Genomic DNA, 25,935 nt, shown 5'->3' on the forward strand with positions numbered 1-25,935 from the left:
GGTTCGGGGTTCGGGGTTCGGGGTTCGGGGTTCGGGGTTGCAGTACGACAGTGCGGGAAACATGGCTCGGTTCGGGGCTGTCTTGCCATTTTCTGATGACGGTGCCTTGAAAGGGCACTGCAGAGAGATTCTCATATAGCATCGGCATTATGAAGGGGGATCGGTGTGCGATTTGTTTTGGTGGCGGCATTTAAGATGGATGCGACGAAATATGCAAATCACCGCTCGGGTCAACAGCACGGCTGCCTCTGCTCAGTCGCATTCGGAACAATGAGTTCCGCTATTGTCAAAAATGGCGACGAAAAACTAGCTTAAAGGAACATTTAGTTCCTCTATCGCATCAAGAAACACGTTTTGCAACCTGTTGACGGCCAATAACGGAACAAATCGTTCCGTTTGAGCTTCTGGAGCAGCCTCCTTTACGCCATAAAGGAAATTTTTGTTCCGCATCCGCCGATTAGCTGAACGGAAACTTCCTCGGTCCCCTATGTATTAATGCTTTTGCTGCTCCTCACAATCTCTCTTCGTTCACTTATCTTAAAGCACCGGCAATTTTTTCGTCGGTTTGAGGGGTGCGGCACATGCGAATGTGATCGGCAATAGGATCAATCTCCATAAGGAGACTCGCTAATTGACGATGCGGTTCCAAAACGATCGGAACATCGAATCCCATCCATACATCCATCATCTAAAACTGTCTATTCACTCCTATATCGGTCTATCCATCCATTGGTCAACCCATTGGTCAACCCAATGGTCTATCCATCTATCCGTATTCCATCCGCTCGTCCGCCCATCCGTTTGACCGCCCGCCAAGCTCCTCCCCCAAAAAGCGGGACCCCGTCTCTATGCACGCTCGCACGCCAGCTTTCATACCGGCTGCCCCAGCTCCACGGCCCGATTCAGCTTCTGCAGCATATATCCGATGCCTTTGCAGTCGCGGAGCGGGAGATGAACCGTGCAAGCCTCCGGGTCCAGCACTTCAGACAGCACACGCACCAGCTTTTTCCCGCCCAGCACGATCACGTCGGGATAACGGTCCAGTCGCTTGTCCGCGAGCTGCCGCCTCAACCGGTCGGCGGATACGACGTCCAAACCTTTGCCTTTGTGCTGGAAGCCCAGGTCGTAGTTGCCCGGGACGATATCGTCCGGAAGCAGGAAGCCGTGCTTGGCCGACAAGACGACCCAGCACTCGGAGAATGCCTCCGCGTAAGCTTGGCAAGCTTTGTGAAACGCGCCGACGTAAGCGGATCTCGCAACCGTCGGTCCGGCCTCCGGCACAACGTCCCATATTTTTTTCATGCCGCATGGCAGGATGCACAACGCAGATCTCATGGCGCGCCTTTCCCAGTCCCGCATTTTTTGTCAAAACGTCTTGGCCAAAAAAGCTTCGATCGCTTTCAACGAATCGAGTTGGGCCTGTGTTTTCACTCCGTAGCCGAAGCCGTGCGGAACGCCGGGCAGCACGACAAGCTCGGACGTAACGCCGTGGCGGGTCAGCTTGTCGTGGTACTGAATCGAATGCTCGACCGGAATGACCTCGTCCGCATCTCCGTGAATTAACAAGGTCGTCGGCCCGCTCCCGTTAATCCGGTCGACAGGAGACGCTTCGCCGTACGGGATGGCCGCTTCCGTGCCGTTTCGGCCCATGAGCTTGTCGATAGACGGATTCAGCCGCTCGTGATTATGTTCAGGATGGAGATTCGTTGCCGCGCAGTAGAGCACGGCCGCCTTCGGTTTCGTTTCCCTGATGCGCACCTCGGGCGTAATGCCCAGATCGTCGTCCGCGGACAGGGTCGACAGCATGGCCGCCAGATGGCCGCCGGCGGACGAGCCCAACACGACGGTCCGGTTCGCGTCAAAGCGGAATCGCTGCGCATTTTCCAGAAAAAAAGACATGCCGAGCCGTACGTCCTCGACCGGAGCGGGATACGTCCAATCGGGAGCCAATCGGTAACCGACCGAAGCGCAGGAGTAGCCTTGCGCGCAGAAATAATCCGCTACCGGATGCCAAGCCGTCCGGTTGCCGGCGTGCCAGCCTCCGCCGTGAATAAACAGTAGCCCGACCCCGTTCGCATTATCTCCCGGAAGGAAGACGTCCATTTTGCGTTGCTCGGAATCATATTCGCTATACGTTACGTTCAAGAGTTGTTCCATTCGGCAGCCTCCGATATTGGTTTGCTATCGCTTTCATTTCGATCATTCCGGCAAGCCCGCACGCTGCTTGTCTGCTTGCCTACGAGTTTCAGCATACTCAATTCGCTTCCCGGTTTCAAGACAAAAAAAGGGATGAATTTGGAAAAACAATTGAAGCAAATTTGACAAATTGTTGAACATCTGATAAAGTTAACAACTGTGTTATTGTCATCGCATGTACGTTTTCCTCCAAAAACCCCCCACGCCATTCACAAATTCCATAACCCTAAAGAGTTTGTTCGATTCGATATGAACCTGATTCACACTGGCACGATCAAGGAATCGTAAGGATGGAAGAGAGGTAGGGCTTTCATTGTTTTGGGTATTCGTTTACTGTTTACAGATGGCGTCAACGGTTTGCCGGGAAAGTAATGTATGAAGAACCGCTTGTTTTTAAAGCGAAGTTAAACTTGTCGCAACGATAACACAAACAAATATAACGCCACGCGGCGGCTATATAAAGCCGACTCGTGGCGTTAGTCCATTTTATGGTCGTACTCCGATCTCGCTTCCCGGAAGCTCCATCCCGAAACCAACCCGACGCCAAACGCCGCATTTAACGTATCTCCGGCCCCCGTCGCGTACACCGCCTGCATGGGCAGTGACGGTACCGCGTCGTCCGGGTAAGAAGCGCCCTGCGTTGCCGCGCGTAACGACGAGGGCTATTTGCCGTCATGCCGCTACCGGCGAAACTCCCTCGGCGTCACGCCGTACTTTTTGCGGAATGTCCTATGGAAGTATGAATATTGGTTGAAGCCGGACAGGTCGGCTACCTGCTGAAGGCTGTAATCCGTAAATTTGATCAGATCGCAAGCATGATTCAGACGAATTTCCATCGCATAGTGGATGATGCTCTGGTGGAGCACCGATGTGAAGAGATGAGAAGCTCGTGACTCGCTCAGCCCGACGTGATTCGCCACATCCTTCACGTTAAGCTGCTTCAGCGCATGCTCCTCGATGTACCGCTTCATCCTCTGGGCGATCACCGTCTCGCGATTCGAGTCCCGATGCGGATCTACGAGCTCCCGGTCGAACATAATGAACAGCATTCGCAGCAAATACTCGGCGGCTTCCCGCCAATTTCTTTTCGTTTTGCGCATTTCCGATTCCAGCTCTTGGCAAAGATCCAGCAGCTTGGTGCCGAGCGCGATTTTCGCTTTGCGCGGGCGCTCCGTTTCGCCCCACCAGTTGTCGAGCCAGGTGCCCCTGCAGACGAAGTAGTAGTTGCCGCTCAGCACCTCATTCGTCTTCCTATTGGGAGCAAAGGAGAGCTGACACTTGTCTCCCGGCCGGAACAGGAACAAATCTCCCGGATTCACGACCTCCCACTGCCCGTTTTCCCCGATCATCGCTTCGCACTGGCCTTCCACCTGCAGACGGACATAATAGTTGAGAAACGGTCTGTTCGTGTTCGTATGATAAGGCTTGTCGTGCCTGGAATACATCGCGTGAAGCAGCTCCGCCGACAAATCGGGTTCCCGGGTTGGCACGTACTTCCTCTCCTTTAGCAGAATAAGTCATGTTTTCAGTTGTCTACGCTATGTCTATTATAAAATCCGATTGCTATAATGTGAAGCGTATTCATAGTAAGGAAACGCCGCGAACGCGGTTGCGAGAGCGTGCGGAGGCAAAAGATTAGTGCAACTGATTTCCAATCGTTCGCATTCATTTCCAAGTACACAAAAAGGGGAGGATCACAATGAACAATCGGACACGCGGGAAGAAGGCCATTACGGCGGCTGCAGCCCTGTGCGTTACAGTCAGTCTGCTGGCGGGATGCGGTGGCGGGAAAGCAGAAGAGAAGCCGTCCGCGGCCCCGACGAATGAGCCGGTCACGCTAACCTTCTTCACTCCTGTCGGAGGAGCTACGCCTGAAAAGTTCATGAGCGAGTACGGCGATGCGATCCAGAAAAAATTTCCGCATGTGACGACCAAATTCGTCAATGTCGATACCGCCAAAAAAATATTGCTGCCCGAGCTGATCGCGGCCGGAGAACAGATCGACGTCATTTACGCTTCGGTCGGCATGATTCACGAAAACGTGCTGAAAAGCGGCTTGGCCTATGATATGACCGAGCTGACGAAGCTGGCCAATCTGGATCTGACGAAATTCGAACCGTCCACGATCGATCTGATCCGGCAAATTTCCGGCGGCGCCCTATACGGCATACCGACCAGCACCAGCTACGCGACGATCGTCTACAACAAGGATCTGTTCGACAAGTTCGGCGAAGCTTACCCGGCTAACGGCATGACATGGGACGAGCTGCTCCAGAAAGCGCGCAAAATGACGCGCAACGACGGCGGCGTGCAATATCGCGGGTTCGTGGCTTCGTTCAACCATCTGGCTCTGACCAATCAGCTCTCGGCCAGCTTCGACGATCCGAAGACGGAGAAGTCGCTTATCAACAGCGACATTTGGAACAAGCATGCGCAAAATTTGGCCAGATTTTACGAAATTCCCGGCAACGAGGTAACGACTACAACCGCAGCGTTGACGGCCCAGAACAACTTTTTCATCAAGGACCGGATCGCGGCGATGTATGCCAACGTCTTCCCTCCTACCTATCTCGATCCGGAAAATGCGGCCACCAAGGGCATGAACCTCGATGCGGTCAGCTTGCCGGAATACGTCGACTTGAAGGGCGTCGGCTCGCAGCCTTATCCCACCTTCTTCAGCTTGACGAATATGAGCAAGAAGAAGGAAGCGGCGTTCCAGGTCATCGCTTGGCTCGCGAGCGAGGAGTTCCAGCTGGCCCAGTCCAGGAAAGGGCTTCAGACCGTACTGAAGAGCGAGAAGGTGCGCAACGAATTCGGCAAGGACTTCCCGTATTTGAGCGGCAAAAACGTGAGCGCCTTTATGCCGGCCAAGCCGGCGAGCCCGAGCGTAGTAACCCCTTATAATTCGGTTGCCGCGACCTCCTTCATGACGAACGTCCATAAAATCGTCTCGAAGCAGCTCGATGTCAATACGGCGCTCCGTCAAGCGGAAGAGGAGACGAACAAGAAAATCGCGGAGATGAAAGCGGCCGCGAAATAACGGAATTTCCCGAGCGGATGGATCAACGAAGCGCAAGCCTCGCAGTCCATCCGTTTTTCGTTCCGGAGAAAGAGAAAGCCGCCCCTTGTAGGGCAAACGGGCTTGTAGCGTTGAAACCAGCACTATAGGGGCTTGAGGAGCGCGGATTTTATAGAACAGCGTTGGTCTTATCCTTATTTCTCCAGTTCGCTTCGATTTAGACCCGTTTCCCTGCCCGCGCCGGGCAAATAGCCCTTGAAACGGTTATGCTAAGGCCGGCTTGCTCCGCCGATGAAGCGGGAAGACAGAATAAGGTTGAAACCGGCACTATTGTCGGACCGAAGCGGGGAGTTGACGCGGATAGTGCTGAAATCAACCTTATTTGCGGCGCGGAGCGATGAAATCCGCTCGATATCCGTCTCGCCGGAGGAAATAAGGTTGAAACCGGCACTATTGTCGGACCGAAGCGGGTAAACGACGCAGATAGTGCTGAAATCAACCTTATTTGCGGCACGGACCGATGAAATCCGCTCGATATCCGGCTTGCCGGAGGAAATAAGGTTGAAACCGGTCGGTTGGTTCTGCCGATGGCAAAGTTTCTTTTTAGATAGGGAGCGGAGCCTGGTTAGTAACTGGAATCGGCACTATCGGGTATCGAAGAACATGAATGTAGCAGAGTAACGTTGATTTCGAGCTTATTCCCTGACGCGCTTGCCTTCAACCCGACGCGACTACTTTTTCCCTCCTAAAGAAAACATCAAAAAACCTCCTGCCTCCATAGCGTTCATGGAGACAAGAGGTTCGATCGACAGCTTCGGTCCGTCAGCACTGCTCCGGATTCGGCTTGCCTTCCTCGTCCTTCGTGCGGAACGACTGTCCGCAGCCGCAGGAAGCGATGGCGTTCGGGTTATGGATCGTAAACCCGCCCCCCATGGCGGCATCCTTGAAGTCGATCTCGAGGCCGCGCAAATATTTGGTGCTGTCGGAATCGACGACTACCTTCAACCCGTTGATGTCCAGCACCTGGTCGGAGCTCTGCTCATCGTCATCGAATCCCATTCCATATGAAAAACCGCTGCAGCCCCCTTCCTTCACGCCTACGCGCAAAAACAGGTTGGGCGTTTCTTCGGCTGCCAGCATTTCTTTGATTTTGTCGGTTGCTTGTTCGGTAATGGTAATCATGTCGTTTCCCTCCTTTTGTACCTGTAATCTCAGTATACTCCTATTCGGGCGATGCCTCAAGGGGCTGCGCCCCGTTCATTTCCCGACCTGGCAAGCAGTCTACTGTTGCCCGGGCGGTGCGGTAGGTTTATAATATATGAGTCATCGAAACGAATCGGAGTTGACCACAGCATTTATAGAAGGAGGAACAACTATGAATATCGCGATCACGACGCCGGACAAACGGATGGCGGATATCGCCGACAAAGTGCAAAACGGCGAGCGGCTTACCCTGGAGGAAGGCGTCTTCCTGTACGAATCGGACGACCTCCTGACGATCGGCCAGCTGGCCAATATCGTAAACATGCGCAAGAACGGGCGGAAAGTATATTTTATCGAGAACATGAGTCTTTATTTTACCAACGTTTGCGAGGACCGCTGCGCGTTTTGCCATTTTCGTCGCGATGAAGGAGAAGCGGGGTCGTACACGCTCACTCCCGACGAAATTATTTCATATGTCTCGAAGCATTATCATCCCGGCATGCGCGAATTCCATATTACCGGCGGACATAATCCGAACGTACCGTTCGAGTACTACGTCAATTCGATCCGCGTCCTGAAAGAAAACTTTCCGCAAGTTACGATCAAAGCCTACACCGGTGCGGAGATCGACTTTTTCTCGCGCATCAGCGGCTTGACGTATAAGGAAGTGCTGCAGAAGCTGACCGACGCCGGTCTCGGCACCCTTCCCGGAGGCGGCGCGGAAATTTTGACCGAACGGTACCGCAACAAGATGAACGTGGAAAAAGCGACCTCCGATCAATGGCTCGACGTCCACCGCACCGCGCACAAATTGGGCATAAGAACCCATGCGACGATGCTGTACGGCTCCATCGAGACGAAGGAAGAGCGGATTCGCCATATGCTCCAGCTCCGCGCGCTGCAGGACGAAACGGACGGCTTCATGGTGTTCATTCCGAACGCGGTCCAACCGGCCAATACGGGCATGGGCATCAAGCGGAGAACGTCGGCGTTCGACGATTTGAAGACGATCGCGATTAGCCGTCTCATGCTCGACAACATTCAGCACGTCAAAGCATACTTTATCAATCTCGGCACCCAGCTCGCCCAATTGGCGTTTACGTTCGGTGCCTCCGATGCTCACGGTACGATCGTACAGGAGCGGATCAGTCACTCTGCGGGCGCTTTATCCCCGGAAGGACTGACACGCGAGGAGCTCGTACACATGATCAAGGGTGCGAACCGGATTCCGGTGGAGCGCGATACGTTTTATAACGAAGTCCACGTGTTTAATTAAAAGGGAACGCTCATAAAGTTCCCCTTCGCGTGACATTCTAAACCAATATATGACCCCGGAAAGGACCGCATCACGCATGAGTAGATTTGTCATTTTGGGCGGAGGGTACGGCGGCTTGACGCTGGCTCTCCAGCTGCTGGAGCAAGAACCGCCTCACGGCACGGAGATCGTGCTGATCGACCGCATGCCATACCAGGGGCTGAAGACGGAATATTACGCTTTGGCGGCGGGCACCGTCTCCGAAGCGGAAATTCGGGTCGCGTTTCCGAGCGATCCGCGCATTATGCTGAAGTACGGCGAAATTACCGGTGTCGATCTCGAGCGGAAGCTCGTCATGATGGACAAGAACGATCCCGTCTCTTACGACTGGCTCGTGATCGCTTTGGGCTGCGTCGACAAGTTCCACGGCATCGTCGGAGCGGACACGTACGCGCACAGCATTCAGACGTTGTCGGGGTCCCGCAAGGCGTATCAGGCTTTGAACGACCTGAATCCTTACTCGCAGGTATCCGTTGTCGGCGGAGGCTTGAGCGGCGTGGAAATCGCCTCCGAGCTGCGCGAGAGCCGTCCCGACCTGAATATCCGCATCATCGACCGCGGAGCGAGCATATTGTCTTCTTTTCCGGAGAAGCTGCAGGGGTATGTTCGGGAATGGTTTATCGAGCACGATATCGAGATGCTGTCGCGCATTTCGCTGAGAAGCGTAGATCCGGGGGTATTGCACAACGGAGATCAAGAAATTTTGACCGACCTTACGGTATGGACGGCCGGGATCCAGCCGAGCCCGATCGTGCAGCAGCTCACCGTGCCCAAGGACGGCCAAGGACGCGTCCTATTGAACGAGTATCATCAGATTTCCGAACATCCGGAAGTATTCGTCGTCGGCGACTGCGCCAGCCTGCCCTTCAGCCCGAGCGCCCAAGCCGCCGAAGAACAGGGCAAGCAAGTTGCCGAAGTGATGCATGCCCTGTGGAAAGGCCAGACCCCTCACCTGAAAACGATCAAGCTGAAGGGCGTGCTCGGATCGCTCGGCAAAAAAGCCGGCTTCGGCATGATGGGCAAAAAGACGGTTATCATGGGAAAAGTGCCGCGCGTATTGAAGAGCGGCGTGCTTTGGATGTCCAAGCATCATTTCGGATAAGCTTACAGATCGGGCTGTTCGTCCAGCCAGGCGAACTGCTCTTCGAGCTCTTTGATTTTGGCCGTAATTGCCTCAAACAGCTCGTCCGGGGACGAAGCGGGAACAATCTCCCCGTTGACGAGCGCATAAGGCTCCATGTAGCACTGACCGCAATTGCCCAGACAGCCGTATTCGATTACGTCCAGCTCCGGATTTTCCTCCAGCCTGCGCATGACTTCGTCCGTCCCATGATGCATATTGTTCGTGCAAAACTCCACAATCGGTCTCATTATCGGCCACCATCCGGTTCATTTCGTCATCCAGTGTCGCACCATTTTAATTTCGCGTATAATGTACTATAATAATACTAAGAAGGGAGATGAGGCAAATGAGCCAGAACGTACAAGAAAGCATGTACGACGAAGTGCTTGAAGTATTGGATAAATTGCGTCCGTTTCTGCAACGCGACGGAGGAGACGTCGAGCTGGTCGACGTGGAAGACGGTATCGTCAAATTAAAGCTTATGGGAGCTTGCGGAAGCTGCCCGAGCTCGACCATAACGCTGAAAGCGGGAATCGAACGCGCCCTCGTCGAAGAAGTCGAAGGCGTCGTAGAGGTCGTTCAAGTATTTTGATCGCTCGCTTGTTAAAGAGCGGCCATGCCATCATCGGCTGGCCGCTCTTTTTTGGTTTTTTGGAGGCGCTGCGTAATTCTCCGGCTCCGCTTATCGCCCGCCATCGCTCTGACGCTGCGCGACTATGCTGCGGATCGGATCGAAGCCGCCCGATACCTCCATCACGTTGCCGGTCAGGAAATCCGACTCCGGCATGCACAGGAAAGCGATCACTCGCGCGACATCCTCGCCGCTGCCCGGACGAATCCCTGGAAATTCTTCGTCGGTCAAATGGGAGACTTCCCCGATACTCTTCTCCTTGTTGCCGCCCCGTATATCGCCGGGACATATCATGTTAACGGTTACACCGAAAGCCGCCTGTTCTTCGGCGAGCGTCTTCGTCAACGACACGAGTCCGACCTTTGCGGCCGCATAGACGGCCCGGTGAGGCCAGCCTCTCCCTTCGGAAGCCCGTCCGAAGCCGAAATGGACGATGCGTCCCCAACGGTTGCTACGCATCGCCGGCAGAACGAGACGGTCCAGCTGCATGACGCCGATCAGATTGCCCCGCATCATATAGTCGATTTCGTCCAGCTCGTATTCGTCGAAAGTCCGCCTTTCCCGCACGAACGGTCCCGCATTATTGATCAAAATATCGACGTCGCCCCACTTTCGCGAAATCGTATCGATCATGCGGGCATTATCGTCCCGGCTCGCGATGTCGGCTTGGACGGCCATGGATCGGACGCCCTTCGCCTTCAGCCGGTCTACAAGCTCGCAGGCTTCGTTCTCGCTGTTCACGTAGTTGATCGCCACATCGCAGCCGAGATCGGCGAGCGCGAGGGCCGTCCGTTTGCCGAGCCCCTTCGCGCTCCCCGTAATCAGCGCGATTTTGCCATGAAGCATGGGAGCTTCCTCCTTCTCTCCATCGTCAAACCGCGGTTACGTCTTTTTTCGTTCGTGTACATAAGCGAAAACGGTCGCCATCGTCCGGCAAACCATTTCGAAGCCTTGTCTCAAATCGTCCATATTGGCGTTCAAATCCTCGATATAGCTCCGATCTGCCCGGCACAGGTCGATATGGAGCAAATCGTCCAGCATTTCCGTGTTGACGAGATGGATTTCCATATTGCGCCTTTGGCGAAGCCTGCCCATCGGTTCGTTATAGCTCTCTTTTATAAGCTGCAGCGGCTGCAACAGCCCGGGCTCGGCATGACGATGCTGCATTTGCCGCAATACGGTGAAATACGAAAATTTTTGCTTGATCCGCTCGGATCGCAATCGCAGCAAATCGTTCATGAAATAACCAAGCTTGTCGAGAATCGAGAACAGCCGAATAAATCCGTTTTTGTAAAAATATACGTGCCGATGGTAATCAGCTTTTTCCTCCGGACTCATTTTCTCTTCCTGCGTTTCCTTGACGCCCTCGCGGAACTTGGCACCGCAGTATACGCTCTGCTCCAGCTCGTCCAGCGCATTGGTCAAGCCTCGCGCCCACAGCTCGTAACGGGTATACTTGCCGCACTGCGGGGTCTGCTCCTCGATCAGCTGCGTGAGCAGCTTGCGGTATTGCCCTATAGCCGAAATGGCCTCCAGCAGCGGTCCGGAATCGACGCGCTTCGGCTCGTCGAACCAAGCTCTGAACATTCGGTCACCGCCCTTGGTTAATGCTTGGTTGATGCTTGCTTTTTGCAGGCCCTCCCCGGAAAGACCTCATGAAAAATATTCGCGCCATCTGTCGGATACGAGCTTCACGATGTCTTCGCGCGGAACGAGCTCATCCGGGTAGCCCGGCTTCATCCGCGCGTCGATGACGATCGGCAGCTCGAAGCTGAGATGGTGCTGCCGCACCCGGCTCCTTGCGAAAATATCGGTCGCCGGATTGAACCGCGTAAATACGGTCCACAAAAACGGGGTTTGCCCGTCTACGATGGCGGTGTCGTCAGCCAATACGACGAGCGGCCATTTGCTTAGTGTGTCGCCATATCGTTCGGCTATTCGCCCGGCCAACTCGGGATCTTCCTCATATGCGGCTCCGGAGACGACGAGGCAGCCCGCGCAGTAAGGCTTGGCGTCGTTAATTCCGTCCAAATGCCCTTCCTCGTATGTATGAGGCAGCTCGCGCACCGGATCGCCTACTCCGAGAAGCACCGCCTTGCTGCCGTGATTCAGTCTCAAGCCGGTGTAGTCGAGCGTGTCATGCGACGTATTGTTGAATATGAACAAATCGGTATGCGGATTGAACCGCTCCAATACCGTCGCAAGCAATGAGCGGAAGTCGGCCAAATCCACGGGTTTGTCCGTCAAGATCAGAAATTTCGTAAGCGACAATTGGCCTTCGCCGAGAATGCGGAAAGCAGAGCCGAGCGCTTCGCGCGAATAGCTCTCTCGCACGATCGCCGCTGCGAGCGGATGGAAGCCGGTCTCGGCATACGTCCACAGCTGCTTTACGCCGGGCATCACGAGCGGGAACGCCGGAGACAGCAGCCGCTGCAGAAACTCTCCCAAGTAGTAATCTTCCTGGCGCGGCTTGCCGACGATCGTCGCCGGGTAAATCGCGTCTTTCCGGTGGAACATATGCTTCACTTGAAATACGGGAAAATCGTGCTGCAGCGAATAGTAGCCATAGTGATCGCCGAACGGGCCTTCCGGTCTGCGCACGTGCGGGGCCACTTCTCCGCAGATGGCGAATTCGGCCTCGGCGACGAGACGATGCCCTCCGAGCGGGTTGTCGGCCACCGGCAGCTTCTGTCCGAGAATTAGCGACGTCAGCAGCAGCTCGGGCAAATGCTCGGGCGCAGGAGCGATCGCGGAAGCGATGAGAGCGGGGGGGCCGCCAAGATAAACGGTCACCGGAAGCGGGCGGTTCCGCTTCTCCGCCTCATGATAATGGAATCCGCCGCCTTTATGAATTTGCCAATGCATTCCGGTCGTGCTGCCGTCGAAAATTTGCATCCGGTACATGCCCAAATTATGGTCATGACCGTCCGGATGCTCCGTATAGACGAGCGGAAGCGTGACGAAGGGGCCTCCGTCCTCCTGCCAGCTCGTCAACGCCGGCAGCTTGGACAGCGGTTCGTTCCGATCGCATACTTCGAGCACCGGAGCTTGCGCATGAGGTACCGTCTTCATTCCGACTTTCATCAAGTCGAACAGCAAATCCTTCTCGTTCCACAGCGCTTTCGGCGTCGGCGGAATAAGCGTATCTTTGGCCGCCATCAACCGGTTCATGATCGCCTCCGGCTTCGGGCCGAAAGCCAGATCGACTCTCCGGGTCGTGCCGAACAGGTTGGTCGCCACCGGAAACGGACTCCCCTTTACGTTCGTGAACAGCAGCGCGGGGCCGCCCTCCTCGATCACTCTCCGGTGAATTTCGGCGATTTCAAGATACGGATCGACCGGAGCGGATATAATCGCTACATCCCTTTCCGCTCGAAGCCTATCGATAAACGTACGCAAATTGGTAAAATTCATTAACGTTCTCCCTTCATCGGGTTAACCGTATCGCGGAATCCGAGCCGCGGAAATCATGAAGCCGGGCGGTTCGGGTCGGCGGATATACGCGCCGACCGCCACGCGAGCACACTCATGTAACAGAGTACGCCGAACAAGCCGGATACGAGCACGACGTGCATGAGAGCCGTCAGCAAGTACCAGTCGGAGCTTAACGTCCAGACGACCGATGCTCCGCTGAACACCTGCAGTACGGTCAGCAGCAGCGCCCATCGCGCCGCAGCGCGAAGCAGGTCCGGGGAGCCCGGCGTCCGGGAAGATCGATATGCGATGATAGCTACTATAACCAGCAACAAAACCGCGGCGATTCGATGGGCAAAAGCGATTCCCGTCGCTCCGTGCAGGGCGGGGACGACTTCCCCATTGCACAGCGGCCAGCCGAGGCAGCCGCCGGAGGATTCGGTATGCCGGACGAATGCCCCGACGTATACGACCACGTAGCTGTATATCGTCGCTCCCCATATCCATTTGCGCATGCCGGGCACAATATTCGCTGTGCGGTCATCCATTGCCAGCAGCCTGGCGGAACGATGAGCCTTGGAGCCGGCGGGGACGTAAGCGCCGGTCCGGATGCCGACGGTCAGCAGAAGCGATGTCGAGAATGCCAGCAGCGAAAAACCGAAGTGAAGCGCCATAACCGCTTCCGATTGCGGATATATGACCGCAAGAGCGCCCAAAATCGCCTGCAAAATCGTGAAAAACAGCGCGCCGAAGGCGAACAGCATCGCTTCCCCGCTGTGCCGCAGCTTCATGTAGGTCGCTATGGCCGCACCCAGCACCAATAATCCGACAATCCCGCTGACGAAACGATGGCTGTATTCGATCATCGATTCGATCGTATACGCCGGCACGAATTTGCCGTTGCACAGCGGCCAGTCCGTGCCGCAGCCTTCTCCCGATCCCGTCTTGGTAACGAGCGCCCCCATGAGCAGAACGAGCCCCATTCCGATTACCGAAGCAAGCGACAAACCGTATAATCGTTTTCCCATCGTGGATGCACCTTCTTTATAAGTCAATCGCGTTCCGATAAAGTCGAAAATTGCGTCAAACCAATTATAGCGATTATCGCCGGGCAAATCCATTTCGGAAATGTGAACGTGTACCGCAGCCGAGCAAGAAAAAAGGAAGCCTTCCCTGACAAAGGGAGGCTTCCCGGCCGATCGGCGCTCCCGTCACGGCAACGCTTCCCCCGCGTAAGGCGGGGACTTGAGCGCGAATGCCGCAAAAGGCTCGCTTTCTATCCCAAGAAATAAAGGAAATGAAAAGATTGTGACATCCGTTGCCGAACCGGTCAGCAGAGCCGAGTCCGGCTTGGCCGTTACGGTCAACGTCAGTCGCATAGCCGTGTTATAAGGATATACAAAGGATTCCCGGTTCAGATTGAAGAAAATGACCCAACCGCCGTCATTCGTAATCGTGATGCCGGATAGGTCTACGTTCGCGTAAGTAGCGCCGGTTACCGTGTTATAAACGGAGCCCGTTACCGACAAATCGCCGTAAGTCAATCCGGTAACGGTCGGATTCGCCAAGGACAGACCGACCTTGAATGGATTGCCGAGGCCGATTTGGGTCAAGTCAGTCAACCCGAGTATCTCCGTCTTGCCTGCTGCGGCAGGTACGATCAATTCAGCGGTTGCCGTTCCCGGTATTAACCGCTTCGAGTCCGGCTTGGCCTGCACCGTCAAAATGAGCTGTCGTGCGGTCGCGGCTGAAGGTATGGGATCGAAGCTTAACACCCGCGACGCCTTGTCGTACTGCAAGCCGCTCAGGCCGTAAGGATCTCCGTCGAGCGCCGCCGACACTTGCAAATCGTCCAGCTCGACCTGATCGTAAACTCCGTCGATGTAGCCCGTATTGTCGAGATACTGAAGCCGGATCCGGTTCGACGCCCCTTCATAAGGCTCCGCCCCGATAATTTTCGTCAAAATCGGGCTCGATTCCCTCACCTGGTTGATGTCGGCTACCAACAATTCGTCCGGCGATACGATCAAATGCATTACTTCCCAATACCGCTCTTGCCCCGGACCCGCCGGCACCGCGTATGACTTGATCAGCGTTTCGTTTACGTCGCCGCCTTCTTCGGATTGGGTGCCGAGATACACCTCGACTTTGGCGTTCGACCCTCTCAGGGAGCCTTCGCCCCAACTGTAGTTGTGAACGTAGTAATTGAACGTTCCGTATACGTTGCGGTTGACCGTAGTAACCGTAACGGTCTCCCTGCCGTTATGATTCGTATCGTCCCGATCGAGCTTGGCGATTTCCCCGTAAGTGTTGGTGCTGACCGTGTTGGCATAGTAAACGTGAAATATGCCGCCGTCGCCGTCCGGTCCGAGCAGGTGCGAATCGAGATCCCTGGCGGCAGCGCCCCAGGTCAATACGATGCGGATTTGGTCGGCCTTCAGCTCCGATATGGCTTTTAGAACCTCATGGTTGTTCTCGCCCCTGGACACCGTGACGTTGAAGCTGCTCCGCTCGTAGCCTGCCGCCAATAGCTTGATCGTGTACGGGCCTGCCGGCAGGTCGACGTTGAACATGCCCATCGCGTCGGTAGCCGTCTGCGCAACCGCGCTGCCGGACGTGTTATCCGTCCCGGCCCTGAACTCCAGCGTAGCCCCGAACACCGGGCTGTTATTCCAATCTACCACGGAGCCTCTCAAAGAGGATTGGAACATGGCGTCATGGAGTCCGACATGGGAGAACCGAACGACTTTCCCTTGGGCGTCCGCTTCCGACAATGCCAGATACGCATACCCGTAATTCGCTCCCGCAATATCCTCCCCCGGCATATAGGGCTTCCCTCTGGCTGCCGATCCGACGGCGGGAACGTTGCGGGTCGATTCGGTCAATTCATAATACAGTGCGCCTCCGTTTTGCGGGACATAATCGATTCGGATCGATCCGGGCGACATCCCGGGCTGAATCGTATATCCCGCCGCAGGCCCGGGATACATCAAAGGCCGGACCAAGCCCAGGGCGACTCTCAAATCGTCTCTCTTGTCCGCGGAGGTAGCCTTATTCCCATCCCCGTTAAAGTCCGGTACGTCGGCCGGCTGCCGGTTGGCAAACGGTACGATATCCGCTATATTCGCGGCACCGGATTTGACCAGTATGGGCGGCAACTGCCGAGGGACGCTTCGGACCGGTCCGGTGACGCCGACGGCCTCCAAATTATGTATGCCCTCCGTCGGAAAAACAACCGCGATCGAGCGGTTCGGTCCGCCTTCCGTACTGCCGCCCACTACTTGCGCGCCTTCCCTGAGCTCGACCGCTTCCCACCCCAGCGCCGCCACTTGGATATTTACCGATTCATTCGGCCGTACGATTACCGCTTCCGTCGGGTACAACACCGCGATAGGAGGAACCGATTCGGCACCGGCCCTCGGGACGCCGGGGAACATGCTGCAGACGCATAGCAGCAGCAACAGGAATGTCCGGTATACGCCGGACAGCTTGCTTCGTTTTCTCGCATAAGGCATACGCCCCCGCTCCACCTCTTTTCCAATCATTCCTATAAGCTCATAGTCTCATACTACCATAAGCCTTTCGAACGATACAGAAGGAATTGAGCGAAGCGCGCAACATTTCCCGATTTTTATCGACAAAATGACTAGACCGGACTCGAGACTGGCGCTCCAAGCTCGCGAAGCGATTGCAGGGCATGCTCCACAAACAAGTCCCCGGCTTCCTCCTGCAATCGGCTGTACGTCCTGAGCCTGGTCTCGTAACCTCCTTGACGGTATGCCTCCCTCGTGCATACATAGCCGCTGACAGATCCGTTCGTCAACTGGTTAATGATCGTATAAGGGAATGGAGAGCCCCGTTTGATCTCCAGGCCGAATTCGACAAATATTTCCGCCGGCAGTCCGACGATGGCGAGATCGCCAAGCGCGAAGATTTGAATTTCAGCTTCGGTCGCTTCATTGGCATCGTTGCGCGACAGCTCTACGATTTGCTTCGCAAACTTCACTTCCGTTACGGGAGCGCCGTCTTCCGCCGATTGAAGCAGCTGTCGGGCCGCGGCGATCTGCTCTTCCGCCGGTCTTCGAAATCGGACGGGAACGCGACGTTGCTTGACGGCGGCTTGCAGCCGATCGGCGGTATACGTTTTCTCGCGCACCTTCATCGCCTCAAAAGCCAATATGTTGCCCATCACCTTATAGTGATTCGGCTTCGTAGTGGCGAGTCGGCCGCTAACATCGATATGGTTGATATCTCCGCTGGCTCCTTGCAGGAATAGACTGACTGCGGATGGACCCAGCAGCCGCTTGAGCGTTCGGCTCAGCTCGCCGGGATAATCGGCGCTGTACTCCGTTCCGCCCACCACGCAAGCATGACACGAATAGTTCGTAACCGCCCCTATCGGATTGCCCTCCGCATCGTCGATGCGGATGACGACAACTTCCGGGTCGATCGGTCCGACCGGCTCGACAATGTCCGGGTTCCCGATGCCGGGATTCATCCGGACGGTGCCGTCGCGCATAAGGAACCTCCGGTTAAAGGCAATATCAGCCTCCATGCCGCGCCCGAAGCCGATGCGCGCTTCCGTGCGGCGGGAGTGGGCGAGGATTACCGCATCCGCCGCCCTGCTCGCGAGCAAGTCCAAATACGACTCGTCGACCGCGCTCACGAAGCTCGTCTGGATAGTCGGTCCGCCCGTATGGGTGTGCGTCGACGACACCATCACATGCTCGCCAGGAATTCCGGCAACCTCCGAGACGCGCGTCCGTACGTTCTCGACCAGCCTTCGGGGCACGTCGATGGCATCCAAGGCGACTATCGCGAACGTCGCGCTATCCGTTTCGACGACTAACGCTTTCGCATACAAATCGTCCTTCGTTCCCGTCGACAACCTCTCGTTGACCGAACCCGGAATCGGGCTGCCGAGCGGAGGCGTGATAACAACCTCGCTCATTCCGCATTTGCTCATCGCAATTCCTTCCTTCCATTGCTTTGTTTCTTTCCTACAGCAGCAAAATGGCTCCGCCGATCATGGGTACGATGACCATCGCCGTCTTCAACCACGATACGGTAACGCGTTTCGTAAACTTGGCGCCGATATACGCCCCCAGCATCGTGCCGCAGACGACTTGGACCAGCAGCGGAAAGTCCAAATGTCCGACGAACCAAAACCCCGTTCCGCCGGCAATCGCAATCGGCAGAATGACCAGCATGGTCGTTCCCGCGGCTTGACGAGCGGGCATGCCCAGTACCGTCAACAGCCCGATCTGAATAAACGGGGTAGATCCGATGCCGAATAAGCCCGACAGCACTCCGGTCGTCAGACCGACCCCTCCCGCGGCCAGCCAAAAAGCGAAGCCCTCGAGGAATGCTTTGGCGTCCGTCCCTTTATCCTTATGGCCGGATACGAGCAGCATGCGCACCCACAGGGCGAGGCCGGATAAAAAGAGCATCCCCGCGGTAAGCCACTTCAGTCCATCCTCCGGAATGTAGACGGAATAATGAGAACCGACGGCCGCTCCGAACGCGCCGAATCCGCCGACGGCCAGCCCCGTTTTCAACAGGACATTGCCGTCCCGGTAATGGCTGACAGCGCCCGACAACGAGGAGAACGCCATGGCGGACAAAGCCGTTCCGAGCGCCGTATGGATCGGATAACCGAAGCCTACCGTCAGGATGGAGATAATGAAGCCCGATCCGCCCGCCCCTACGAACCCGAGGAGAAGCCCGACGGCGAACATCGTTCCGACTATCTGTACTATCATCGCCGTTCCTTTCAAGAGCTCAATTTTGTCCTCTCACCGTTCATTTAACCATCGATGGAACGATGTGTCTAATGTATTATTTCTATGATATCAATGATAAAATGTAATAAATGACATATGGCGCAACGGAGGGTATGACCATTGGAGTGGCAGCAGTTGGAATATTTCCATACGGTAGCCCGGGTCGAGCACTTCACCCGCGCAGCCGAGCTATTGTCCGTATCGCAGTCGGCGCTCAGCCGTTCGATCTCCAAGCTGGAGGAGGAGCTGGGCGTCAAGCTGTTCGAACGGAAAGGCCGCGGAGTCGTGCTGAACCGGTACGGAAAAGAGTTTTATGCCAAAACGTCGCGCAGCTTGCAGGAGCTGGCGCAGGCCAAGCAGGAAATGATCGATCTGCTCGATCCGGAGCGCGGCACCGTCTCGCTCGCCTTCCTGAAGTCGCTGGGAGCGTCCTTCGTCCCGAATCTGGTGAGCGCGTTTCTCGGCTCATGCCCGCGCGTTCATTTTCAGCTTTTTCAGAACGCCACTTCCGTTATGTTGGATCAGTTGGAAGCCGGCGATATCGATTTTTGTTTGTCCACCGTTACGGAAACGAGAGCTTCCATCGAATGGCAGCCGTTATGGACGGAAGACATATTCGCCTTCGTCCCCGTCGGGCACGAGCTCGGAAATCGCCGTCAAGTGTCGCTGCAAGAACTAGCGGACAGTCGGGTAATCGCCTTGAAGCAAGGGTACGGCACCCGTACGGTTATGGACCGATTGTACGATCAAGCCGGAATAACGCCGAAAATTATGTTTGAAGGAGAGGAGGTCGTGACGCTTATGGGGTTCGTGCGGGCGAAGCTCGGGATTACGCTGCTCCCCGACATTAAAGGAGTGGACATGGAAGGCATCGTCCGTTTGCCGGTTGACGAGCCGGAGTGCCGGAGGACGATCGGACTCGCTTGGAACAAGAACAGTTATCTCTCTCCCGTCGCCAATCGATTCCGGCAATTTCTGACCGAGTATAGCGGCGGGTTGACGTTGGCGGAATAGATGGGGCCGGCGCTTAGTGAAGGTCTGCCGAGGAATGGATGGAAAATCTGAGGCTGTTGAAAAAGTCAAAAAGAGAGAATTGTCATACAAAAAGAGATGGGGGAAATGTGCGGAAAGCGAAGCGGCTGACTTTAAAATCGTGTTGTAACCGCTAAAATCTTAAAAACAACACGATTTTAACGGATGTGGAGCGTATTCCCCCACCTCTTGTCTCCGGCGCTTCCTCTCTTTGCAGACTTTTTCATCAGCTTCAAAATCTCCAGTTATATTTGAAGCGGATGACCGGAAAGCAGCTTTAGATGGAAAATATACAGTTATTCTCATGGCATTATAGAAAATCGCACTAGAACCGAAGAAATAACTGTATGTTTTCCAGGCAATCGTCTGTAAAGCGCGAACTACAAAAAAGCAACTGTATGTTTTCCATCTGTTGACGGTGTAAAAAAACAAGAAGCCTGGGAATCAAGGCTTCTCTGTATGTTCGACTGCATAATTGATTCGCGAAACGCAAAACCTTACCTGGAGCAGGTAAGGTTCAGGTTGTCGAGAAAGTGAAAAAGAGAATAGAACCCACTATAAGGGGGTGGGGAAATGTACGTAGAACGAAGCGTCTGACTTTAAAATCGAGTTGTAACCGCTATTGTTCATAAAGGCAACTCGATTTTAACGGAAGTGAAGTGCATTCCCCAATCGCTTTCCCCATAGCTTCCTTTTTTTGTACACTTTCTCAACATCTTGACCTTACCTGGAGCAGGTAAGGTTTTCTTGTTTGTACCGAAACGGCAGTCCGCTTATTTCGTCGAAGCTTTGCTCGCTTCCACGATTTGATCGAGGTATTGCTCGATTTCTTCGCGCGTTTTGCGCAGCTTGCTGACAAACCGGCCCAGCTCTTCGCTTTGGCGAAAGCCGATAAAGCTCGGAATGCCGAGGATGTTGTATTTCTCGCACAGATCCGGCAGCTCGTCGCGGTCAAGCTGGATAAAGGTCAACCGGTCGGCGTAAGCCTTCTCCACGTCCGGCATAAACGGCTCGATATAATGGCAGTCTTTGCACCAGGTCGTCTTGAATACGGCGATGGTCGGTTTGTCTTGAGCGATCGCTTCGTAAAAAGCTTGTTCCGTTTTGATCGGTTCCATAATGCTGCACCTCCGTCCGACCGGCATGCAGGGGTCGGTTTTATTGCCTGTTATAGCATGACGCGCCCCCCGATGTCAATGGATCCCGGCCTTCCGCTCAATTGCAGCCCGGATCGATCGAGATTTCCACATGAATGCAGTTTACATTTACTAGAAATAGTGATATCATATAAATATCAAATAGAGATCAAAACAAATCATTTTGACAAAGGAGCTATGCATATGAGCGAAAGAAAAACTTGGCACGTAAACGGGTTTATCGGCGTTTTGTTCATCCTGGCCCTGGCCGCTGTCGCCGTCGTCTACACCTTCGTAATGGGACACCCCGTTATCGGAATCGCGCTATTCGTCGTAGACCTTTTCCTGCTCAGCTCGATTACGGTCATCCAGCCGAATCAGTCGAACGTGGTCACCTTTTTCGGCAAATATATGGGTACGGTTCGGGAAGGCGGCTTCTGGCTCGTTACACCGCTCAGCAACCGTCGCAAAGTATCGCTGCGTGTACGAAACTTCAATAGCGTCAAGCTGAAAGTAAACGACATCGACGGCAATCCGATCGAGATCGCCGCGGTTATCGTATTCCGTGTCGTCGATACGGCCAAAGCGCTGTTCGACGTGGAAAATTACGAGCAATTCGTAGAAATCCAAAGCGAAACCGCGCTTCGCCACGTAGCGAGCAAATATCCGTACGACAACCTTGACGGCGGCGGCTACTCGCTGCGCGGCAATACCGAGGAAGTGGCGGCCGAGCTGGCCAAGGAGCTGCAGAGCCGACTGTCGGTCGCCGGCGTCGAAGTGATCGAAGCACGCCTGACGCATTTGGCCTACTCCACTGAAATTGCCAGCGCCATGCTTCAGCGTCAGCAAGCGTCGGCCATTATTTCCGCCCGGGAGAAAATCGTGGAAGGCGCCGTAGGCATGGTCCAAACGGCCATTGCCCAGCTGGAGAAAGACGGTCTGCATCTCGACGAGGAACGCAAAGCCGCGATGATCAACAATCTGATGGTGGCCATCGTGTCCGACCGGTCCGCGCAGCCGGTCGTCAACGCAGGCTCGATCTATTGACGGTGCCCCATGTCCGTCAAAAAAAACTTTCCGCTTCGCATCGATCCGAAGCTGTACGAAATATTGGAGCGATGGGCCGCTGACGAATTCCGCAGCGTCAATGCGCACCTTGAATATTTGCTGCGGGAATCCGCGCATCGGGCCGGACGGCTTCCAGGCGGCCGCCAGTCGCCTCCGCCCTCATCAGACGAATAAAGCGCAGCCCTCTCGGGGGCTGCGCTTATTTCGACGAAAATCGAAGTTTTTGCACGTTTAAGGAAAAGATGGGCACTTCATCCTATTTTATTTGCATGATGTCATTTGTTATATTTTGGCTATGGAAAAGACTTTGCCTCATGAACTGCTGCCTGTTTTCCATAATATCGGGACGGTGGAGGAGTGAATGATGAGAACAAAGCGTTTTCGTACGGCATTCATTTTGCTTATGGGCTTGATGTTGACGCTGGGCATGTCCGGGAGTGCGTTTGCCAGTTGGGGAGGAACCGTAATTTATTCCCCGCTCCAGGGAACGATCGGCTCGCCGGCCACCTACGTCGACGGCGTATACTGGGCGCAAGCGTCCACTACGACGCATTTTTCCATTACGGTGCTCGATCCTTCGACGAACGACGTTTTGTTCGCAACTCCGATTTTGGCGCAAAGCGAACCTCCGGGATCGACCTACGGCAGCTACGCCATTCCGGCGGAGGATCTGCTCTACTTGCCGTCTTGGACCGCATCGCAATTGGCGGTCACGACCTGGCGTTACGGCAGCTCCGGCTGGGAGCTTGTCGGAACGGACAGCACCTATGTCGTTTTCTGATCGAAGAACAATGCGAATAAAGCGCAGTCCCCCCGGGGGCTGCGCTTTATTTCGCGGAAGAAGTCTCACTTCACGATTTTGTCTATAAGCCCGTAGGCAAGCGCCTCTTCCGCGGAGAAAAAGTTGTCCCGATCCGTATCGCGCTCGATTTTGTCAAGAGGCTGGCCCGTTCGTTCGACGTAGATGTTGTTCATCACGGAACGCGTCCGGATGATCCAATCCGCGCGGATTTTAATATCCGCCGCCTGGCCTTGAGCGCCTCCCCACGGCTGATGCAGCATCACCTCTGCGTTGGGAAGCGCCGACCGTTTTCCTTTCGCCCCGCCTACCAGCAAAATCGATCCCATCGAGGCTGCGAAGCCTACGCAGATCGTGGCCACATCGGGCTTGATGAACTGCATCGTGTCGTATATCGCCATCCCGGCCGTCGTCGAGCCTCCCGGAGAATTGATATACATATGGATATCCTTATCCGGATCGTCTCCTGCCAGAAACAGCAGCTGCGCGACGACCGCATTGGCGAGCTGGTCGTTGACTTCGCTGCCGACGAATACGATCCGGTCTTTCAGCAGGCGCGAATAAATATCGTAGGACCTCTCCCCCCGGCTGCTCTGCTCGATTACGACCGGTATATAAAGACTCATGGAAGCTCACCTCCTGGTAATGGTCAATCCAATCAATTCGACTAAGCGGCCATGCGCGGCGACGCGGATGCGGAACCGCTGCCCGCGGAACGCGCCCAAAATCCGGAGCCGACGTAGATCACCGTTCCGGATTCCCCGCTCCGGCCCGGCATAGACCGCGAAACGACGGCAGGCTCGCCCTCTTCCGCGGAGACTTTCGCACCCGGCCTGAACGTTACGACATTGGCTTGTTGCTTGTCTCCGCCGGCGCCGTTTGCAGCGCCTGCACAATTTTCCCATACGACTACGGCTTGGTCGGCGTTTTTCCCCTGTTCCATTTGCATCAGTCCTCTCCTTCGCGGATTTGCGGATATACCGCTACCAGCACCTCGTAAGAGCCGGCTTCGGATTGCCCGGAGCTCGCGGCACCCTCCGCGTTCTCGTCCGGCTTCGCGTCTGTCGGTCCGCCGTATTTCTCCGTCAGCAGACGAAGCGCCTCCATGTACTCCTGTACGAACGATTGCCGCTCTATCTCCCCGGAAAGACGGACCGTCGCGGAAAGGGACGCGCTGTGCACCGTCTCGCCCGCTTCCGTTCTCTCCATCAGCCTCAGCGCGTCGCGCTTCAGCTTCTCGGAAGTATGCACGAGATGGGACAGCGAGCCGTCCTCCTTCATCCGCCGCACCGTCTCCGGCTCGAATCCGAGCGCGTCCGACAGCACGAACGATTTGGCAATCGCCTGGTACAGCACCTCGACGAGATTGCGCACTTGCCGCGAGCCCGTTTTGCGCACGAGCCCGACTTTCTCCAGCGCCTTCAAATGATAATTGATCTTTTGCGGCGTCTCCCGCATCATTCTGCCGACCTCGGCAGCCGAAACGGGCTTGCGCATATGCGCCAATATTTGCGCGCGGAGCGGGTTCAGCAAGACGACCGCCTGCTCGGGATCGTGGACGACGACCATTTCCAAAGGCTCTTGAACGTTCATCGGAATCACCATCTACAGTTAATTGTTTACGTAAAAATATATTATTACGTAAATAATGTTTTGTCAATAAGTCAAATTTCCGGTCTCATTTCGACTGCCCCGCCCCTGTAATCCGTATGGAAAAACAATCCGGTCCATATAATGAGAAGACGAATGATTCGCAACGGAACGGGAGGAATCCGAATGAATCGGATGGGCGAACGAAACCGTCTCCGGGATATATGGAACCGGCTGCTGACGGTTCCGGGCAATATGACGGCGTATTGGACCGGCAAAGTGGCGGGCTGGCTGCAATCCGCGAAGCTATCGGGTGATGCCGTCGAATTGTCCGTCACCAAAGAGGAAATACGCAGCCTGCGAAAGCTGGCCGCCTCTTTCGCCGAAAAGGACTACCCGGGCACCCCGCCCCGGTTGACGGCCGAGGAAATCTCGCTCGTCCAATCGATCCGCGATGAAACAAAGCGATGCAACCGCAATAACGTGACGAGAACGATGGCCTATTGGCGCGTGTTCGAGCGCAGTCCCGTGCTCCAATGGGCGTTTCTCGCGCATATGGTTTCCCGCAACGGCGGCTGGAGCATGACCGATTTGAAGGGCGAGCTTTATTCGCGTCTATTGGCGCCCGACCGGTCCGATACGATATTCGATTTTCTCGAAAGCGCCAACTCGCTTATTTTTCAAGACGCATATCCGCAGCTCCGCTTGTACGAATCGTCCATGGAACGCCGCAGAAATCTGTTCCACCTGCTCCCCGTATTCGGCGTTTCGGCTTTTATGCGCCCGGTGTGGGAGCAGTTTTGGCGTGAAGGCAATTCCGCGCTGCTGACCGTCGGGCTGATCGTGAACGAGCAGCATTACATCGAAGGGCGAGTCGTTCAAGACGAGCGGTTTCGCCGGGCGATTCTGGATACGGCCGATTTTCAGGCACAAACCGTTCTGCAGTTGAACTGCCTATTGTTTCCGTACGCTCCCGAGGGGGCTTTGGCACATCCGGAAGCTTCTTCGCAGCCTCGCAATCATCGGCTCGCCGGACTCATTCTCGAGGATTTCTCCGATCTGAGCGGACGGATCGAATTCGGCAAAGCGTTGTATGCCATTCTATTCGCCGTTCCCGCCGTCGCCAAAGGCGTCCGCGATTTCGCATCATCCCGGACTCATACCGGCTCCCGCGCGGATTACTGGCCCGGGATATTCGCAACCCTCCGGTCCGAACCGCCGAAAGCGCAATACGTGGAGAAGCTTGACGGCGGCATTCTGCTGCCGGGGGCAACTCCTCTGTACAGTCCCAAACTGGAGCAAGCGTGGAAAGATAAACCGTTCACGCCGCCGGACCGGTACGATTGGTATCGTCTCCGAGCCGGATCGACGGTATCGGGACGTGCAACGGACCGGGAACGCGGCGGAAATGACGATCCCTTCCGCTACTTCGGTAAGATGCGACCGCCCCTCCACTACGAGATGACGAATGAATACAGCTTTGCGTTGAACAAGCTCGAGTTGGCGGTTTTGGCCGGGGATATGTTGTTCGATTGACAAACGGGGACCAAAAGTGGACGGAAAAAGCCGGGCGGCTCCAGGAAATTGTCCCGGACCGCTCGGCTCCGTTATGACCTTTATTTGCTA

The 25,935-nt window shown here is 55.3% G+C and carries 25 protein-coding genes; 9 read left to right on the forward strand and 16 right to left on the reverse strand.

The genetic code is table 11. From position 1 onward, the window contains the following. Positions 1-870: 870 nt before the first annotated feature. From FE784_RS27760 to FE784_RS27770, 3 genes are all read right to left on the reverse strand, one after another. A complete protein-coding gene (locus FE784_RS27760) occupies positions 871-1,335 on the reverse strand; it encodes a DUF6884 domain-containing protein (protein ID WP_139605511.1) in 465 nt (154 codons plus the stop codon). A gap of 30 nt (positions 1,336-1,365) precedes the next feature. Next, positions 1,366-2,157, reverse strand: a complete 792-nt coding sequence (locus tag FE784_RS27765) for an alpha/beta hydrolase (protein WP_139605512.1) — start codon at positions 2,155-2,157, stop codon at positions 1,366-1,368. Between the two features lie 719 nt (positions 2,158-2,876). Further along, a complete protein-coding gene (locus tag FE784_RS27770; RefSeq protein WP_139605513.1) occupies positions 2,877-3,686 on the reverse strand; it encodes an AraC family transcriptional regulator in 810 nt (269 codons plus the stop codon). Positions 3,687-3,895: 209 nt separating this feature from the next. Between FE784_RS27770 and FE784_RS27775 the strand changes: the two genes are divergently transcribed. After that, positions 3,896-5,236 (forward strand): ABC transporter substrate-binding protein, encoded by a 1,341-nt coding sequence (locus FE784_RS27775; RefSeq protein ID WP_139605514.1) that lies wholly within the window; start codon positions 3,896-3,898, stop codon positions 5,234-5,236. Positions 5,237-6,037: 801 nt separating this feature from the next. Here FE784_RS27775 and FE784_RS27780 read toward each other — a convergent pair. Further along, entirely contained in the window at positions 6,038-6,397 is a 360-nt protein-coding gene (locus FE784_RS27780) for a HesB/IscA family protein (RefSeq protein WP_139605515.1), read from the reverse strand. 193 nt (positions 6,398-6,590) lie between these two features. On the opposite strand from FE784_RS27780, the gene mqnE reads away from it, so the two are divergent. Continuing rightward, positions 6,591-7,694 (forward strand): aminofutalosine synthase MqnE, encoded by a 1,104-nt coding sequence (gene mqnE, locus FE784_RS27785; protein ID WP_139605516.1) that lies wholly within the window; start codon positions 6,591-6,593, stop codon positions 7,692-7,694. Between the two features lie 76 nt (positions 7,695-7,770). Then, positions 7,771-8,835 (forward strand): NAD(P)/FAD-dependent oxidoreductase, encoded by a 1,065-nt coding sequence (locus FE784_RS27790; RefSeq protein WP_139605517.1) that lies wholly within the window; start codon positions 7,771-7,773, stop codon positions 8,833-8,835. A 2-nt stretch (positions 8,836-8,837) separates the two neighbouring features. Here FE784_RS27790 and FE784_RS27795 read toward each other — a convergent pair whose 3' ends face one another. Beyond that, positions 8,838-9,104, reverse strand: coding sequence for a YuzB family protein (locus FE784_RS27795; RefSeq protein ID WP_139605518.1), 267 nt, complete (start codon positions 9,102-9,104; stop codon positions 8,838-8,840). A gap of 98 nt (positions 9,105-9,202) precedes the next feature. Here FE784_RS27795 and FE784_RS27800 point away from each other — a divergent pair, with 98 nt between their 5' ends. Next, a complete protein-coding gene (locus FE784_RS27800; RefSeq protein ID WP_139605519.1) occupies positions 9,203-9,448 on the forward strand; it encodes a NifU family protein in 246 nt (81 codons plus the stop codon). A gap of 90 nt (positions 9,449-9,538) precedes the next feature. Here the strand turns inward: FE784_RS27800 and FE784_RS27805 are convergent, their stop codons facing one another. From FE784_RS27805 to FE784_RS27835, 7 genes are all read right to left on the reverse strand, one after another. Continuing rightward, positions 9,539-10,333, reverse strand: a complete 795-nt coding sequence (locus FE784_RS27805; RefSeq protein ID WP_139605520.1) for an SDR family oxidoreductase — start codon at positions 10,331-10,333, stop codon at positions 9,539-9,541. A gap of 36 nt (positions 10,334-10,369) precedes the next feature. Continuing rightward, complete coding sequence (locus tag FE784_RS27810) at positions 10,370-11,074, reverse strand: Cthe_2314 family HEPN domain-containing protein (protein WP_139605521.1); 705 nt, start codon at positions 11,072-11,074, stop codon at positions 10,370-10,372. Positions 11,075-11,140: 66 nt separating this feature from the next. Next, the gene (locus tag FE784_RS27815) at positions 11,141-12,901 is read right to left on the reverse strand and encodes a UbiD family decarboxylase (RefSeq protein ID WP_139605522.1); all 1,761 of its coding nucleotides are present in this window, start codon (positions 12,899-12,901) and stop codon (positions 11,141-11,143) included. A gap of 53 nt (positions 12,902-12,954) precedes the next feature. Continuing rightward, a complete protein-coding gene (locus FE784_RS27820) occupies positions 12,955-13,929 on the reverse strand; it encodes a COX15/CtaA family protein (protein ID WP_139605523.1) in 975 nt (324 codons plus the stop codon). Positions 13,930-14,112: 183 nt separating this feature from the next. Beyond that, complete coding sequence (locus FE784_RS27825) at positions 14,113-16,446, reverse strand: carboxypeptidase regulatory-like domain-containing protein (RefSeq protein ID WP_139605524.1); 2,334 nt, start codon at positions 16,444-16,446, stop codon at positions 14,113-14,115. A 101-nt stretch (positions 16,447-16,547) separates the two neighbouring features. After that, on the reverse strand, positions 16,548-17,867 hold the full coding sequence (locus FE784_RS27830; RefSeq protein ID WP_139605525.1) for a hypothetical protein: 1,320 nt from the start codon (positions 17,865-17,867) through the stop codon (positions 16,548-16,550). Positions 17,868-17,901: 34 nt separating this feature from the next. Next, entirely contained in the window at positions 17,902-18,663 is a 762-nt protein-coding gene (locus tag FE784_RS27835; RefSeq protein WP_139605526.1) for a sulfite exporter TauE/SafE family protein, read from the reverse strand. A 141-nt stretch (positions 18,664-18,804) separates the two neighbouring features. Between FE784_RS27835 and FE784_RS27840 the strand changes: the two genes are divergently transcribed. Further along, entirely contained in the window at positions 18,805-19,698 is an 894-nt protein-coding gene (locus tag FE784_RS27840) for a LysR family transcriptional regulator (RefSeq protein WP_139605527.1), read from the forward strand. Positions 19,699-20,489: 791 nt separating this feature from the next. Here FE784_RS27840 and FE784_RS27845 read toward each other — a convergent pair. Continuing rightward, entirely contained in the window at positions 20,490-20,834 is a 345-nt protein-coding gene (locus tag FE784_RS27845) for a thioredoxin family protein (protein WP_139605528.1), read from the reverse strand. Positions 20,835-21,056: 222 nt separating this feature from the next. Here FE784_RS27845 and FE784_RS27850 point away from each other — a divergent pair, with 222 nt between their 5' ends. The 3 genes from FE784_RS27850 (at position 21,057) to FE784_RS27860 (ending at position 22,701) form a co-directional block, all read left to right on the forward strand. Beyond that, positions 21,057-21,899 (forward strand): SPFH domain-containing protein, encoded by an 843-nt coding sequence (locus tag FE784_RS27850; RefSeq protein WP_139605529.1) that lies wholly within the window; start codon positions 21,057-21,059, stop codon positions 21,897-21,899. Between the two features lie 9 nt (positions 21,900-21,908). Further along, complete coding sequence (locus FE784_RS27855) at positions 21,909-22,094, forward strand: type II toxin-antitoxin system antitoxin (protein WP_139605530.1); 186 nt, start codon at positions 21,909-21,911, stop codon at positions 22,092-22,094. A 190-nt stretch (positions 22,095-22,284) separates the two neighbouring features. Beyond that, entirely contained in the window at positions 22,285-22,701 is a 417-nt protein-coding gene (locus FE784_RS27860; protein ID WP_218103824.1) for a hypothetical protein, read from the forward strand. Positions 22,702-22,766: 65 nt separating this feature from the next. Here the strand turns inward: FE784_RS27860 and clpP are convergent, their stop codons facing one another. From clpP to FE784_RS27875, 3 genes are read right to left on the reverse strand one after another with little or no spacing between them, the layout of a single operon-like run. Further along, positions 22,767-23,345 (reverse strand): ATP-dependent Clp endopeptidase proteolytic subunit ClpP, encoded by a 579-nt coding sequence (gene clpP / locus FE784_RS27865; RefSeq protein ID WP_139605532.1) that lies wholly within the window; start codon positions 23,343-23,345, stop codon positions 22,767-22,769. Positions 23,346-23,386: 41 nt separating this feature from the next. Next, positions 23,387-23,668, reverse strand: a complete 282-nt coding sequence (locus FE784_RS27870; RefSeq protein ID WP_139605533.1) for a hypothetical protein — start codon at positions 23,666-23,668, stop codon at positions 23,387-23,389. After that, entirely contained in the window at positions 23,668-24,312 is a 645-nt protein-coding gene (locus FE784_RS27875) for a winged helix-turn-helix domain-containing protein (RefSeq protein ID WP_139605534.1), read from the reverse strand. The genes FE784_RS27870 and FE784_RS27875 overlap by 1 nt, the downstream gene beginning before the upstream one ends. A 183-nt stretch (positions 24,313-24,495) precedes the next feature. On the opposite strand from FE784_RS27875, the gene FE784_RS27880 reads away from it, so the two are divergent. Beyond that, positions 24,496-25,845 (forward strand): DUF2515 family protein, encoded by a 1,350-nt coding sequence (locus tag FE784_RS27880; protein ID WP_246132222.1) that lies wholly within the window; start codon positions 24,496-24,498, stop codon positions 25,843-25,845. The last annotated feature ends 90 nt before the right edge of the window (positions 25,846-25,935 follow it).

It is taken from the genome of Paenibacillus hemerocallicola (assembly GCF_006265175.1).
GTDB lineage: Bacteria > Bacillota > Bacilli > Paenibacillales > NBRC-103111 > Paenibacillus_AB > Paenibacillus_AB hemerocallicola.